The following is a 15,020-nucleotide window of genomic DNA, read 5'->3' as shown; positions in this document are numbered from 1 at the left end:
ATAGGGCAGCAATTAACTTTTGACTAGAATTTATACAGAAAAAAGGCAACCTAATGTTGCCCTTTTTCTAAAAAGAAAAACATTCAACCTTAGTGTACTGTCGTTGCGTGAATATATTCACGCAAACTCTCACGACAACCTTCAAATTTAATCTGAATTTCATCTTCATGCAGCATAGCATGCTCTGTACTGGCAAATGAAATATGAACTTGATAAAGCTTCGTTTCTTGATCAATTATATGTTGAATATAAACTTTATCGCCTAAACTAAGCACATAGTGATTTCCGCTAATAATGGCAACGCCTTGTTCATCTTCTAAGAGCAAGTCTGCATGATGTAGATACCCCACAACGTCCATTGATTACTCCTTATTTTTCGTTATTTATTTTATTATTCACTATTCAGATATGCTTTTCTATATTTATGATTAATTGAAATGTGACAATTTATTCTTAATTTACTTAGGCTATTTTAAGCCACTCAATGCTAATCAGATAAAAAAAACCGTTCTTTAGAACGGCTTGTAATTAGGTAGTTTGTCATGCGGTGTCGCAATACATTTTTCTGTAATTTTTTGCTTAAATTGATTGCGGCTTTCTTCTGGATTCTTATCAATTTCAGCAAGTGGAAATGCATAAACTTGTTCAATAATATCTAAGATAAATGTTTTTGTAGTTGCATCTTCAATTTTATCCGCATGTTCTAATGCAGCTTTCTTTTCAATTGCATTTTGACGGTCAAACATAATTGTATTTGCAGCATTACCAACACTCGTACAATACCCTTTCCACTGCTCTTCAAGTGTTAATGGCTTTTTTTCAGCACATCCAACCAAAGCAACCAATACAATTAAAGTGAATAATTTATTCATGAACATTCTCCTATTCTTCATATCATAATCAAAGTTCATAAAAATACGAAATCACTCAGCCTTTATATAAGAAAAAACGCCAGTTTAAGCTTAAAATATAGGCATAAAAAAAGCCTAATCTGTGTAGATTAGGCTATAAACTTGATATTCTTTCGTTGGTAGCGGGAGCTGGATTTGAACCAACGACCTTCGGGTTATGAGCCCGACGAGCTACCAGACTGCTCCATCCCGCATCAACGAAGTGCCTTTATACGCCCTAAACATTAACAAAGCAAACTTTATTCAACTTTAATTGAAATTTAAACTGTATTTCTAACTCACGACCCATTTCTTAATCTGTTGACTTCAACTCACCGACCTTCTACTTCAGTTAAGACAATGAGAACACCAAAATAAATTATTGATTTTTAATATTTAAATAATAAATTTAAAATATTAAGCATAAAAAACAAAAAAAGTTATAAATTAAGTTGCATATTCTTATTTATAGGTATATTATGCTCGTCAACTAGAAAAAAGTTTGTTCTGGTAAATCTTCTCTTATTTCGCAGTTTTAGTCATAATCCTTCGTTTTTTTCAGATTTAAAGTTCCATTCTTATTTTCAAGTTAACATCGGTTTTTTAGTAAACCAAAAAATATTAAAGTTTATAGGATTGTATTATGTCTAATACTGTTAAAGGTACTGTTAAGTGGTTCAACGAAACTAAAGGTTTCGGTTTTATTCAACAAGAAAACGGCCCTGACGTTTTTGCTCATTTCAGCGAAATCGCTAACTCTGGCTTCAAAACTTTGACTGAAGGTCAACAAGTTGAATTCAGCATCACTCAAGGTCAAAAAGGCCCGAATGCTGTAAACATCGTAGCACTATAATTTTAAAGCTATTCTTACATCAGTAAGGTAGTTTAAGATTAAAAAACGAGAGCTTAGCTCTCGTTTTTGCACATCTGGGTTTTATATTACAATCAACATCAATCACTCAACCAATTGACGCTTCCATCTTCTTAGATGACCTCTGCATTGACTTTTTTATATGCCCCACCTTTAAACTCATTCAAACCTACCCAATAGTTAGATACATTTGCTGAGCTAAAATATAACCTATAGCTAAATCACTCTTTTTTATTTAGCATCGCCCCAAGAAGACCATTTACAGATCCCCTTAAACTATTTTCCGCTAATATTTTCCAATATCCAAACATCAGGCTTATTCGAACCCGAAATATCGTAAACCAATAAATGCTGCTTGATTAAAAAATTCCAAATCTAATCCAATACTCTTTCCCGCTGGGTAAAAGCAATAACAATCAACGCTAAAATAATTAAACAGACATTGAGAATCACGATTCCATCCCAACCTTGTTTTTGCCAAATCAACCCACTCATTGAACCAACAATACTTGAACCTAAATAATAAAAAAGCAAATACAGCGATGCAGCATGACCTTTATTTTCACGCGCCAACTCTCCAACATTGCTGCTGGCAATAGAGTGTGAAATAAAAAAACCAGTTGTCACAATTGCTATTCCTAAAACAATATAAAATAGTGACTTACTTAGGGTAAAACAAACACCGACAAGCATTAAAATAAAGCCAAAATACAAAATTGGCTTACGACCAATCCTGTCAGCAAGGTTTCCCGCAATTGAAGATGAAACTATTCCAAAGCTGTAAGAGAGAAAAATTAAACTGATTTGAGTTTGGCTTAAATGATATGGAGCTGATGAAAAGCGAAATGTCACATAATTAAATAATGTCACGAACACACTTGTCATCAAAAAGCCAATACTGTAAATCCGGACCAATTGAATATTTTTTAGATGTTCCAGCCAAGCATTTAAATGAAAAGATAAACTCATGGCTTTGCGCTGCGTAAAATTTTTTGAATCAGGCAGTAGTTTAATAAAACCCAATGCGCAAAATAGACATATCAAACCGAGCACCGCCATAGAAACTCGCCAAGAAAAAATTTCTGTAAGTAATCCCATTCCTACACGCCCCATCATCCCGCCAAATGCTGTGCCGGCAATATACAATCCCATCGTCCTACTCAGGTCCTTAGGATTTATTTCTTCTGCAATCCATGCCATAGCCACCGCTGGCACACCACCCAACACAAAACCTTCTATGCTTCTTGAAAAGATCAGCATCTGCCAGTTAGGCGAAATTGCGCAGATAATATTTAAAAGCCCAGCTAAAAACATTGAACAGAACATCAACCCTCTTCTGCCCAACACTTGGGAAAATGCACTGGATAGCATTATCGAAAATGCCAAAAATCCCGTTGTCATTGACAAAGCAAGCGCGCTGGCACTTGGCGCAATATGAAAACTCGAGGTAAATTCTGGCAATAATGGCTGTACACAATATATTAGAGAAAAACTTGCAAACCCCAATAAAAAAAGCGCAAAGCCAGCTTTTTTGAATTCACTCATTCCAGAATTTATAGCTAAGACAGCATGCACTTTCATGACAGTATTTAAAACTTCTTTGTAGGAATGCCTAATTTTAAATACTGCTCGACTATATGTATAATATATATCAATCAATAGTGGTATATATAAAACATATGGACATACGTCATATTCAATATTTTATAGCTGTCGCGGAAGAGCAAAATTTTTCGAAAGCTGCTTTACGATTAGGTATTAGCCAACCTCCTTTAAGTATGCAAATTAAAAAGTTAGAAGAAGAAATAGGTGTAGAGTTATTTCATCGCTATTCTCAAGGGGCTACGCTTACTCCTGCTGGGCAAACATTCCTAAAAGCAGTATCCCCTATCCAAAATCAACTTAAAAATGCTGTGAGGTTAACAAGAAATACTGCCAATGGTGAAACTGGAGAATTGCGTCTTGGGTTTACAGGTACATCTATTTTAAATCCTTTAATTCCCACTGCGATTCAGACTTTTCAGCATACTTACCCAGATGTTAAGCTGATCCTTAAAGAAGCTAACTCACTGATTTTAATTGAAAGCATATTAAACAATGAATTAGATATAGCAATCATAAGACCACCAGAGAACTATCCTAAAACAATCACAATTAAGAATTTCATTAATGAAAAATTAATTGCTGCTTTACCCATTGATTATCCAAATAATGAAGATAGCATTGATTTAGATCAATTTAAGAATGAGAGTTTTATTGTTTCCCCGCAAAATATAAGTGCTGGACTATATTCAGCAATCATTAATGCCTGCCAACAGCACGGGTTTACTCCTAAGATAGGTCAACAGGCTCCGCAGATTATCTCCATCTTGTCTCTTGTTGCCGCTAATTTAGGAATTTCATTGGTTCCTGAATCGACTAAACAGTTAAAAATTGAAGGTATTAAATATAAATATTTAAACAATCAAACCTCAACCATTGGTCTTGGAATTGCTTTTAAGACTGACTTTGATTGTCAACCTGCGATTAATTTTTCAAGTATTATTAACAGTTTGCTTAGAGATAAATACTGATTTATGACCTAAGCACATGAATTTTTTCCAGACAGAATTATTTTACGACTATAGCGAATAGTGAGTTCTAGGCTTGAAATCACTCAACAGTCCATACCTCCAAATTCAACACAGATAAATACAGTTAAAATGTATTTTAAAACAACATATTAACTATATTTATATTTTTGTATGACTAAAAGCGCCAGTTATAGAAAACGTCAATTGCACGTTCCACAGATTGACTCGCCTCTAAATATAAACGTTTATTCATTTGATAACGTAAGGTCAATTTATTGACTGGGGTAAATACACCTACACCGTAGCGGATAAAGAGATCTGGCGTAAGATAACCCGTCACACTAACCTGTGTATCATCGCCTGTTCCCTGTGCATCAAGTGCTAAACCACTCAAGCCAAAAGTACGACCAATTTGATTGGTTAAGGCACGCGTCCCCCCCAACCCCATACTAATCCCAGCAGCAGCAATCGTATTATTTACATCGGATTTAAAACCCTCTGTTTGACTAATACCGCTGGTGCCTTCATTAATACGCCCCGTAATTAAAGCATTTAAAGCTTCTTGCTCAGATAAACCCGCATCGTTATAGACCTGAATATTCGGACTTGTTGCAGTTCCTGTAACACGAACACCAACTGTACTGCCTTGCACACTCTTATTGGCATCAATATCTAAAGTTGGGTTGTACAAAGGTCCATTGAAACGTGCAATCGCTCGGTTCAAATCTAAGCTTTGTCCATACGCCTCAATTTTCACCCGCTGGCTTACACCAATGGCCCCATTAGCACGCATCGCAGTTTCAAATCCACGTTGCGATAAATACAAACGTCCAATTAATGGAATCCGGCTATCAAAACCTTGGAAAATGACTTGATTACCTAAATTAACCATAAGATCTGCACGAATATCCCATGGTCGAGCCGACTTCAATATCGCAAGCTGGTCTTGTCCTTCATGAACAATACGTACATCTGATGAAACATTGACTACAGGAGCTGAAGCTTCAGGCATTGAAATTAAGGCACGCGGAACTTCAACCTTACCATTTAAGGTTAATTTTTTACTCAATGGTAAGACATCTAACGTTAAATCAGGTGTAACAACTGCCGTGATCAATGGTGCTTGACGAAGAAGTAAGTTCTGACCTTTTAAGTGCAATTGAATACGTGGATCATTTTTCCAATCCACATTCCCTGTTAACAAGCCGACACCTCGACCGCTATTAAATGCTCCATTAATACTGGCATGATCTTCTCGAATCGAAGAATACACTTGAATATTACTTAGGTTCACAGGCAATGAAATCATGCTGATTGCACCATCTTTAAGGCGCATTTCACCATTGAATAACGGCTGAGTTAAGGTGCCTGAAATTTTTCCTGCAAAAGATAAAACTCCAGCAAGTGAGCGGATATCTTGAATAAAGGGTTTAAAAACTTTGAGTTGTACTTGATCGAAGGCAACTTCACCGCGCATTGGTTTGCTGTCTTTATAAGGGTCGATAATAACATTGGCATAACCTGTCCCAATTTCAGGTGTTTTAACATCTAAACGAAGCTGCAAACCATCTGATACACTTTTCGCAATTAAAGCAATTTCGTTATAACTTAGTGTAGAACCAATATCTTGCGGGTCTTCTGCTGCCAAGCCAATAACGCCATTTCGTGTCACCAATCTTGCATCAATTTTTGGTTTAGCACCTTGAGTCCATGCTGCTTTTGCATAACCATTCACTTTGCCTGTAATGGCCAAACCTTCTGGCATAAATGCAGCAAAATCATTTAAATCGACATTTTGGGTAATAAAAGACACATTACCTTTGGTTTTATCAACACGAATCGGTTGATCGAAACACAACTGGCTTTGCTGGCTTGACCAACAATGCGCACCGACAAACAATTCTGCTTTCGATGAGTTGTAAACCACTGAAGCATTTTGACGCTGCACTAACCGTGCACGGAACGAGTCAAAATCACCTTTTTGAACTTGTCCCAGCCAATCATTTTGCGCATTAAAACCACCAGCCAATTGCACATAAAATTTAGAAATTCTATTTTCTGCTTGAACTTTTAATATATGCGCTTTGCGTGTACCTGCAAGTGAAATTTCACCTTGTTGAATTTCACGTGAACCACTACGTAAACTTTCCATTCTTGCAGTCAGTAACGTAGGGGTGAGTTCTGAAGTCGGTAATTGACCTTGTATGCGTAATTTTTTAATACTGACTAAATTATTAAAACCAAAATTATCTACAGCGAAATTGGCACTGGCTTGTAATTTTGGTTGTGATTGCACATTTAAATAACCATATGCACGACCACGAAGTCCGCTATACAGTTCATACAAAGCTGGCGCATTGACTTTTACTCTTAAATTTTGTGCATTACCTGTCGCTTGAATTTGATTTTTTGCATAAGCCAAATACAAATTATTCGCTTCAAATTGTTGCGGCAAGAAACCCTTCTGGTTGGAATTTAACACAACCGCCAAATTTCCTGTGCCGCGAACAGGTTTATTATTAATCATACCTGCTAAATTTAATTTTTCGATATTAATCCGCTTTAATGTGTCTGACCAAACACCTTGCGTTTTGACATTACCAGATAATTCACCGCGCACAGATGACACAAAATAATGTGGTTTAAAACGCACCAAGGATGCATTTACATTCCAACCAATGCCATTTTTAAGATTGACCAAACCACTGGCAAAAATTTTCCCTGCAACACCTGAATGCTGTAATTCAGCAATTTTAATCAACTCTGGAGTGCCAGAAACTTTTAATTTCAGCACACCCTGACTGACTGGAATATGACTGGCATTGAGTGCACCATCATAATTCACAGCAAAGCTTTTAAAAGCCTCCCCTGATTTTTGATCATGAAATAAAATCGCGGCGGTACTACGTCCAGTTAAACGAACCGTTTCACTCTTATTTTGCTGTGCTAAACGACCGGTTAAATTAATTGAATTTAACTGAATAATCTGTTGATTTGGCTTGGCAAAACCATTGGCTTTGATTTGTCCATTAATTAAGTTTACAGGTGCAGCATCCACCACTATTTGTGGGTTAAAATCTTTTGCATTTAAAATGGCATTCCACTTCAATTGACGCTTGTCCGAAGGCAACTCTACTTTTGCACTTCCATTTAAACTGCCTTTACCTGCGACATAACTAAAACTGGGGACATTTAAATTATTATTTTTAAGGTTTAACTGTGCTTTATATGAACCTTCAGGCAATACACCTTTATCATGTTTAGCAATCGACGTTGTTATTTGAATATCTTGTTTGCCATCATTCAAAGCCAATTTAACATCGCCTGATTTACTGCTTAACCAACCAACATAAGGTACGGCGCGATCAATATTTTTCCAAGCAACATCCAAGAGCATTGGATTTGGCTTTTTGCCTTTTTGCTCAGCTTGATCCAGTTTTAAATTCCATGTTTCATAACGATCAAAATCAACCAAGGCAGTTAAATGCATACCTTTTTCTAAACGACCTTTAGACGCGATTTTTGCATCCAGACTTGGCGGTAGAAAATCTTGAATCAGCAGCGGAATCAGTTTGTCCTTTGGATTAATCTTGTCCAGACGACCTGTCATATCCCAAGTGACATGGTCTTTCCAGCTGACTACTCCAGCAACATTCGCAGCACCTTTCATCAATTGACCGTTTAAATGCGTAATATCCAATTGATGCACTAAATCGGTATGCATAGATGCATTGTATTGACCTTGTGGAATATTTTTACCACTTAAGTCCGTTACAATATCTAAATTTAAACGCTGAATATCGCCATTAAATTTAGCTACTCCATCTTTACTAAACAGCTTTTGCTCAGTCATTAACGGCCAATGATATTTTTTAAACTGCAACTCACCAAACATGGGAACATGTTTACGTACAGGATGCACCACCGCCCAGCCTGTTAATAAATCAGGCGTATTTGTCGCAACACCCGCCTGTATGGTATCTAAAGTCCCCTTAGCGACAACGCTAATATCATGAATATTGAGCGTCTTATTCAATGACGGAATATTCAAATCAGCAACAGCATTTAAAGGATATTTTCCTTCAAACTTCATCTCTCCTGTTGCATTTTTAACTGCCAAATATCCCATATCCATACGGGAATTTTCAAACTTAAGTTCTGTACCTGACCAAAGTGCATTATTTAAATGAATATCATTAAATTTCACGCTGGCAGATGACATTTTAATCAGTAGATGATCAACATCAGCAGTATCTAAGCGCAAAACAAAAGGTAAACGGATTTCACTAAATTTAAAGGGTTCATCACTCGGTGGATTTTTGGTGATAATTTGTAGATTACGCACATCGGCACGATTTAGATGAATTTCTTTTTTTAAAATCGCGCGCCAACCTAAGCTCACATCGGCACGATCAATTTTAACGTCAACAGGTTTTAATGTGACTAAGATATTTTTGAGAATAATACCGTGTAAAAGATTACCGCCCTCATATTCATAATGAATAATTTTTTGGCTTTGTAAAACACGATCAAGTAAAAATTTACTGCCTTTATCGGTCGTGAACATGACAGCGAAGGAAGCAACAAGCAAAACCAACACTATGAGCAATGTGAATAGCACACTTCTCAGAATACGACGTTTTTTAGGTCGAGGTAATTCTATTTCTGGTTGCTGTTCTACTTCAGCCATAATGCTCTCTAAAACCTAAAATCTATAGTTGTGGACCAATAAAGAAATGGATACGTATTGGGTGACTATCATCGGAAATACCTGAAGCCACATCAATACGAATTGGGCCAATTGACGATGCCCAACGAACCCCTAAACCAACACTATATGCTGTTGGCGTACTAAAATCTTGATCATAGGCATTTCCCACATCACTAAATATAGCTGCGCGCCAACCTTCTTTGAATTGATAGTTATATTCCAAAGATCCGACAGCTAAAGCTTGTCCACCAATTTTAAATCCATCTTGCTCAGCGGCTAAACTTTTATAATCAAAACCACGAATACTTTGATCACCACCCGCAAAATAACGCAAATTGTAAGGAACTTTACTAAAGTCTTGTGCAAAGATATAACCTAAATCACCGCGCCCTACAAACTGATGGTTATCATTTTCACCCAATGAATAGATAAAACGCCAACCCGCATTTACAATGGCCATATCAGCATCGGACAGTAACGTTTCACTGCCAATTTCTGCTTTATAGGTTTGCTTAAAGCCTTTACTTGGATTAACCCGTTTATCACTGGTGGTACGTGACACTTCATAACCAAACAATAATGATTGTTGTTGTTCATTTTTATTCACCAAAAATGCTTCTGGAATTTTATCAAAATCAACCAAACCATTTTGAGTAATACGGTCTAAACGATAACGCAGACCAAAGGCTTGTTGCCAACTTCCACGTGGGTTTTTAATCACCCGATCCACACCCGCAACGGCAGACTCAATCATCAAGCCCATGCCTTGTGCAACACCTTCACGCTCTTCACGTTCATACCCACCGACTAAACTAATATAGTCATCTAAAGGATGGTTATATGGAATATTATAACGACCATCCAGAGACTGACGAATTTGGGATAATTCCAAGTTGGCATCAAATGAATGACCACGGCGATTCACAATAGATCGGCGATACTGACCACGCAAACGCACCCCTGTATCTGAGCCATAACCCGCACCCATTTCGGCACTATTTAGACGATCAGCATTCAATGTCACAATGACAGGAACTTTCTTTTCTTCACGTGCTTGGGCTTTTAAGCGATCTTCTTCAGTTTCTTTGTTTTCTTGTTCTACACGTAATTGACGTAAATTCTGTTCGTTTTGAGCATCGGTCGTGCCTGCAAAGTCACGTTCATTCACCACAGACTGAGTAACTTCTTGGGACGAAGCAACCTTCTTTTTATCCTGAATACTGGCATCACTTTCTGATATTTTTTGCTGATCGACCAAAGCTTGAATATCAGGTGCTAATTCTAACGGTTTTTCGATTGGATCAGGTCGTACTGCATCGACCAAGGTGTAATTAAAATAACGTGAGTTGGTTAAATTATTTGCCAAACCATTGACACGCCAAAAAGCATAATCTGCACCATCTTGCCAAGACACCATACTTTGCAAGACATCTAAATCAATTGGAAAGGGTTTCGATGGATCACTCATACGAAATTCAACCGCGCCTAATTTATAGCGCTCACCCGTTTCATAACGTAAATTGATCTCTGCAGTATCTTGCGGTTGAGCAATTTTTACATCGTGTAATCGCCAATAACTATCAAAGAAACCGTTATTGCTTGCTGCATCTGTAATACGTGTTTTGGTCTGTTCATATAAACCATGGTTAAAAACATCACCCACTTCTTGATCGGGTAAAACACGAATGACTTGGAACTGTGATTGATTTTCACCCGCGCCACTAAATTCCACATTCTGTTGTTTAATTTGCACGGGTGCATTCGGCGTTACTCTAACTCGAACACGATTTTCACTGAGTTTTTCAAATTTAAATGTCGCATTATAAAAGCCAACAGCCTGTGCTGCTTGATTGGACAATGTTCGAAGCTGTGGCAATGCTGAAGGAAAATCACTAAATGATTCTTGGGTAAAACTGGAAAGCTTACCCTTCATATTGGCTTTTAAATTCTCTACAGCTTGAGTATAGGCTTGATTTGAAACATCACTATTATTTTCTGTCGAGCTAATAACAATATCCGCACTAATACGCTGCACTTTTGTCGCACTTAATTGACTTGATGGTCGTATTTTATAGAACCAGCGCTTGAAAAAATTGGACTCTTCTGTTTCATCAGTATCAGTTGCGGCTAATTCAGGTAACGTTGTTCCAGATTCATTGGCTTCAACAACAATTTGGCTGTCTGCTTGAATACTTGTTATTAATTGATCAACATTCACAGGAGCATGATTAATTTCAACTAACTCTTGTTGAGTTGCATCAGAAACCACGACCTCAGAAACTTGCCCTGCGCGATACTTTTGTGCTTCATTTTTAGCACTCTCTGCTACACGAAAAATTTCATCTGCCATCGTTTGATTAACAGGTTCTATCGGTAGCTCTTCTAGCGCTTCAAATTCAATCGGTTTAAATTCATCCAAAGGCTGTACGGCTTGCTCTTGTTGTTGCAGCATTTGTAAGCTATCAGGCTCAGACTTTTTTGCTTGAAAATTTTCAATTTTTTCTATTTCTTCGGTACTATTCAGACCTTGTTTAACAGCTTCACTCTTGAGTTGTTGTTGAAATTCTGCTTGAGTGCTTATTGCATTTGGCTGTGTTACTTGTGCAAAGCTTTGCTGCGCAAGTAAGCTTAAAAAGAGACTTAAACAGAGTCGTGTATGTTGATCATTCCACTGTATGATGGAATGGACACTTCGTGTAAGAGTCGACTGTTTAAAATCCAGTTTTGAAAGCATAAAAAACTCTAAACTCGTATAATATTTATAATGAAAATGCCCAATGAAAGCCTGCTAACAAGCTCAAATCTATTGGAATTTTCACTAAAGTATAGGTTAAAAACATCATACATGATTTTTATCGCGTTTTACCAAATGCTCACATTTCTTAATAAAACTTAATGAAGTCCAGAAACCATGGAAAAAAATGAACATCTTTTAGGCACGCGTCGATTTTTACCGATGTTTGTTACTCAATTTTTCGGTGCACTCAATGACAATGTCTATAAACAAGCGCTGTTATTGGTCATTACCTATGGTTGGATTAATCAACAAAGCGCGGATGTCAGTACACTCAATAATCTCGCAGCCTTATTGTTTATTTTACCCTATTTTATTTTCTCTGCGACAGCTGGACAAATTGCAGATAAGTACGAACGTTCACAACTTGTACGCGGTATTAAAATTCTTGAAATTGTGATCATGTTGATTGGTTCCGCTGGCTTTATTTTAGGTCATTTATGGCTATTATTATTGGCTTTATTTTTAATGGGGACGCACTCTACCTTCTTTGGGCCAATTAAATATGCCATTTTGCCTGAAATTTTAAAACCGAATGAATTGATGTCTGGAAATGCATTATTTCAATCGGGTACATCCATGGCAATTTTAATCGGGATGATCTTAGGTGGTGCAGTGATTTCCATGTCACAAGGCAATCTAATTTGGATTAGTTTAACTGTAGTGACCATTGCCATTTTGGGTTATTTGTCGAGTCGCTTTGTATTAAAGCAAAATGTCACATCACCTGATCTCAAAATCGACTGGAATTTTTTTAGAACCAGTTTTCAAACCTTGAAATATGCCAAAAGCTTGCCGATTGTCTTTCTAATTTTACTGGGCAATTCTTGGTATTGGTTTTATGGTGCAACGTATCTAACCCAAATTCCACAACTGACACAGCAAAATTTACATGCCTCTGAAAATGTTGTCAGTTTACTTTTAACCTTTTTCTCTGTCGGCATTGGTGTTGGTTCATTATTGTGTCGCAGAATTGGCGGTTCAGAAGTGAATTTGAAGATGGTGCCTCTTGGTGCAACTGGTCTAACTGTTTTTGCTTTTTATTTGGCGGCAAGTTTGGCTTTTGTTCCCGAACGTACAGGTGAAATGCGGGGTTTAAAAGATATCTTTACCCAAGGCTTAAGTTATTACCATGTCATGCTTGCTGTGACATTACTGGGAATTAGTGGTGGTTTTTATATCGTACCGCTATACGCCATGATGCAAGCCTTTTCTCCACGTTCACATCGTGCGCGAGTGGTGGCGGCAAATAACATCTTAAATGCGGTATTCATGGTATCCTCTGCTGTATTTTCCATTATCATCTTAAGTATATTCAAGATTGATATTAAAATACTTTTTAGTATTACCGCTATTTTAAGTGCCATTTTCACAACATGGCTTTTGTTTAAACTCAAGCCTATGCTTGCTGCACATCACCAAAATGCTTTAGAGGATTAATTTTATGCGTCAATATACTGGTATCGACAAATTTATTCATTCATTTGACCAAGCGCTACGCAGCCTCGTTCCAGGAACAACCACTGCTCATCGTGAAAATCCAAGCAGTGATGTTGAAACAAAACTCGCAGTGAGTGAAGCACGTCATGTTGCGGGCTTAATGCGCGTCAATCATAGCGGTGAAGTATGCGCACAAGCACTTTATCATGGTCAGGCACTGACTGCGAAATTGCCCAATGTACGCCATGAAATGGAACAAGCTGCCGTTGAAGAACAAGATCATTTGGCTTGGTGTGAAGACCGCTTAAAAGAACTCGATAGCCATACCAGCTTATTCAATCCTGTTTGGTATGGACTTTCATTTGGTATGGGCGCACTTGCAGGCATTGCAGGTGATAAATACAGCTTAGGTTTTGTGGCTGAAACTGAACGTCAAGTGAGTTTGCATTTAGAAGACCATATTAAACAGCTACCTGCGCAAGATGATCGTTCACGTAAAATTCTAGTGCAAATGAATGCAGATGAATTACAGCATCGAGATACCGCGCTGAATGCTGGCGGTGTAGATTTACCCGCGCCTGTACGTATTACCATGACTGCAATTTCTAAGCTAATGACCAAGACCAGTTATTATATTTAAGTGTTTTTTGCATGATAAAAGCCCATATGATTGTGTAATGCCAGTCAGTTAAGAAATTGACTGGCATTTTATTTTTTAAGTTCATGATGTTATTCGATACACGGAAACGTCATCCGCAACTGTTCGAGGCAAGACTACTTTGAAAAAGTAAGGTTTCTGCGATGAATTGATCAATAAAAGGGATTTGACGAGTTTTGCGGATAACAGATGCTTTTGGTTCTTTTGGCTAAACAAAAGAACAAACGAGCTCCAAAAATTTGATTTAAAACGATAAGACTCCGTCGTGAATAACTAAAAAGCTAAGGAGTTAATTGTAACCCCCTTAACTGATCAGTATTACTTATTTTATTTTAGTGGGCTTTTTAATGAATCATAAAAATAAGATTTACAGCCTATTTTGGCGTTTAAAACGTTCTAATTTACGATCAGCTTCATAATAATTAAATTCAACTCTGTCTTGTTTAATTCTTAATTCTTGAATTAATTTACGATATTTGTCCCGATTTTCGGGGCTAGTTTTATCATCAAGTAGCGCTGTACGATAACGCTCTAAATTATCCAACAAATCATCTTGCTGTTTTTTAGCATCATAAAAATCATGTGCCACATCATAATACGACTTTAATTGACTACGTTTTTCTAAAGGACACACACTGTACGACCCTGAGCCTTTTAATGCCTGATCAAATATATTTTCTGCCGTACAATAATAACTTAAACCACGTTGATAGCCCTGCTGATAAAGCTGTTGATTAGGTTGAATTCCCGCTTTTTGACAGGCCTTAAAATATCGATCAATACGGCTCACTTGACCTGAACTGCCGTCAATTTCGCCAACAGAAAACCATTGTGCCGTATGACATTGTTCTACACTCATACTGCTACACCCTGTCAAAAACATGACCATGATGCCTAAAAGTTTTATCTTTGCCATCTTGCTGTTCTTTATATCCATAAGTACACTTTTTTAAATAACTTAAAAACAAAAAACAACCAACAGATTGCGCCATTTTTGCATTTATCTCAATAAAATCACGCTATATAGAAATGTGATTTGACTGATTCAGAAAACTAAAAATCAAAGCCTATAGTCAAGCAAAG

At 37.2% G+C, this 15,020-nt stretch carries 10 protein-coding genes and 1 tRNA gene; 4 read left to right on the top strand and 7 right to left on the bottom strand.

What is annotated here, in order from left to right; translation table 11 throughout:
- Positions 1 to 89: 89 nt before the first annotated feature.
- From BLV99_RS06995 to BLV99_RS06985, 3 genes are all read right to left on the bottom strand, one after another.
- Positions 90 to 359 (bottom strand): hypothetical protein, encoded by a 270-nt coding sequence (locus BLV99_RS06995; RefSeq protein WP_086185715.1) that lies wholly within the window; start codon positions 357 to 359, stop codon positions 90 to 92.
- A 153-nt stretch (positions 360 to 512) separates the two neighbouring features.
- Positions 513 to 872, bottom strand: coding sequence for a hypothetical protein (locus BLV99_RS06990; protein WP_086185716.1), 360 nt, complete (start codon positions 870 to 872; stop codon positions 513 to 515).
- A gap of 156 nt (positions 873 to 1,028) precedes the next feature.
- Positions 1,029 to 1,105: transfer RNA gene (locus BLV99_RS06985), tRNA-Met, on the bottom strand.
- Positions 1,106 to 1,533: 428 nt separating this feature from the next.
- Between BLV99_RS06985 and BLV99_RS06980 the strand changes: the two genes are divergently transcribed.
- Positions 1,534 to 1,743, top strand: coding sequence for a cold-shock protein (locus BLV99_RS06980; protein ID WP_004648869.1), 210 nt, complete (start codon positions 1,534 to 1,536; stop codon positions 1,741 to 1,743).
- Between the two features lie 393 nt (positions 1,744 to 2,136).
- Here the strand turns inward: BLV99_RS06980 and BLV99_RS06975 are convergent, their stop codons facing one another.
- Positions 2,137 to 3,342: an MFS transporter gene (locus BLV99_RS06975; RefSeq protein WP_092689084.1), complete on the bottom strand. Its 1,206-nt coding sequence runs from the start codon at positions 3,340 to 3,342 to the stop codon at positions 2,137 to 2,139.
- A 98-nt stretch (positions 3,343 to 3,440) separates the two neighbouring features.
- Here BLV99_RS06975 and BLV99_RS06970 point away from each other — a divergent pair, with 98 nt between their 5' ends.
- Positions 3,441 to 4,334 (top strand): LysR family transcriptional regulator, encoded by an 894-nt coding sequence (locus BLV99_RS06970; RefSeq protein WP_092689172.1) that lies wholly within the window; start codon positions 3,441 to 3,443, stop codon positions 4,332 to 4,334.
- A 175-nt stretch (positions 4,335 to 4,509) separates the two neighbouring features.
- On the opposite strand, the gene BLV99_RS06965 is transcribed toward BLV99_RS06970, so the two are convergent.
- Together BLV99_RS06965 and BLV99_RS06960 are read right to left on the bottom strand one after the other, a co-directional pair.
- Positions 4,510 to 9,024, bottom strand: a complete 4,515-nt coding sequence (locus BLV99_RS06965; RefSeq protein WP_092689081.1) for a translocation/assembly module TamB domain-containing protein — start codon at positions 9,022 to 9,024, stop codon at positions 4,510 to 4,512.
- A gap of 22 nt (positions 9,025 to 9,046) precedes the next feature.
- On the bottom strand, positions 9,047 to 11,779 hold the full coding sequence (locus BLV99_RS06960) for an autotransporter assembly complex protein TamA (protein ID WP_092689076.1): 2,733 nt from the start codon (positions 11,777 to 11,779) through the stop codon (positions 9,047 to 9,049).
- A 177-nt stretch (positions 11,780 to 11,956) separates the two neighbouring features.
- Here BLV99_RS06960 and BLV99_RS06955 point away from each other — a divergent pair, with 177 nt between their 5' ends.
- Both BLV99_RS06955 and coq7 read left to right on the top strand, forming a co-directional pair.
- Positions 11,957 to 13,279: an MFS transporter gene (locus BLV99_RS06955; RefSeq protein WP_092689073.1), complete on the top strand. Its 1,323-nt coding sequence runs from the start codon at positions 11,957 to 11,959 to the stop codon at positions 13,277 to 13,279.
- 4 nt (positions 13,280 to 13,283) lie between these two features.
- The gene (gene coq7 / locus BLV99_RS06950; protein WP_086184422.1) at positions 13,284 to 13,919 is read left to right on the top strand and encodes a 2-polyprenyl-3-methyl-6-methoxy-1,4-benzoquinone monooxygenase; all 636 of its coding nucleotides are present in this window, start codon (positions 13,284 to 13,286) and stop codon (positions 13,917 to 13,919) included.
- A 385-nt stretch (positions 13,920 to 14,304) separates the two neighbouring features.
- On the opposite strand, the gene BLV99_RS06945 is transcribed toward coq7, so the two are convergent.
- Positions 14,305 to 14,853 (bottom strand): DUF2799 domain-containing protein, encoded by a 549-nt coding sequence (locus tag BLV99_RS06945; protein ID WP_139243529.1) that lies wholly within the window; start codon positions 14,851 to 14,853, stop codon positions 14,305 to 14,307.
- Positions 14,854 to 15,020: the final 167 nt, after the last annotated feature.

Source organism: Acinetobacter kyonggiensis (assembly GCF_900107285.1).
Classification (GTDB): Bacteria; Pseudomonadota; Gammaproteobacteria; order Pseudomonadales; family Moraxellaceae; genus Acinetobacter; species Acinetobacter kyonggiensis.
This window is presented reverse-complemented; position numbering and strand designations above follow the sequence as displayed.

Excerpts from the sequence above, each read along its gene's own strand:
- BLV99_RS06995 (WP_086185715.1), bottom strand. The coding sequence starts at position 359 with ATGGACGTTGTGGGGTATCTACATCATGCAGACTTGCTCTTAGAAGAT.
- BLV99_RS06990 (WP_086185716.1), bottom strand. The coding sequence starts at position 872 with ATGAATAAATTATTCACTTTAATTGTATTGGTTGCTTTGGTTGGATGT.
- BLV99_RS06980 (WP_004648869.1), top strand. The coding sequence starts at position 1,534 with ATGTCTAATACTGTTAAAGGTACTGTTAAGTGGTTCAACGAAACTAAA.
- BLV99_RS06975 (WP_092689084.1), bottom strand. The coding sequence starts at position 3,342 with ATGAAAGTGCATGCTGTCTTAGCTATAAATTCTGGAATGAGTGAATTC.
- BLV99_RS06970 (WP_092689172.1), top strand. The coding sequence starts at position 3,441 with ATGGACATACGTCATATTCAATATTTTATAGCTGTCGCGGAAGAGCAA.
- BLV99_RS06965 (WP_092689081.1), bottom strand. The coding sequence starts at position 9,024 with ATGGCTGAAGTAGAACAGCAACCAGAAATAGAATTACCTCGACCTAAA.
- BLV99_RS06960 (WP_092689076.1), bottom strand. The coding sequence starts at position 11,779 with ATGCTTTCAAAACTGGATTTTAAACAGTCGACTCTTACACGAAGTGTC.
- BLV99_RS06955 (WP_092689073.1), top strand. The coding sequence starts at position 11,957 with ATGGAAAAAAATGAACATCTTTTAGGCACGCGTCGATTTTTACCGATG.
- coq7 (WP_086184422.1), top strand. The coding sequence starts at position 13,284 with ATGCGTCAATATACTGGTATCGACAAATTTATTCATTCATTTGACCAA.
- BLV99_RS06945 (WP_139243529.1), bottom strand. The coding sequence starts at position 14,853 with ATGGCAAAGATAAAACTTTTAGGCATCATGGTCATGTTTTTGACAGGG.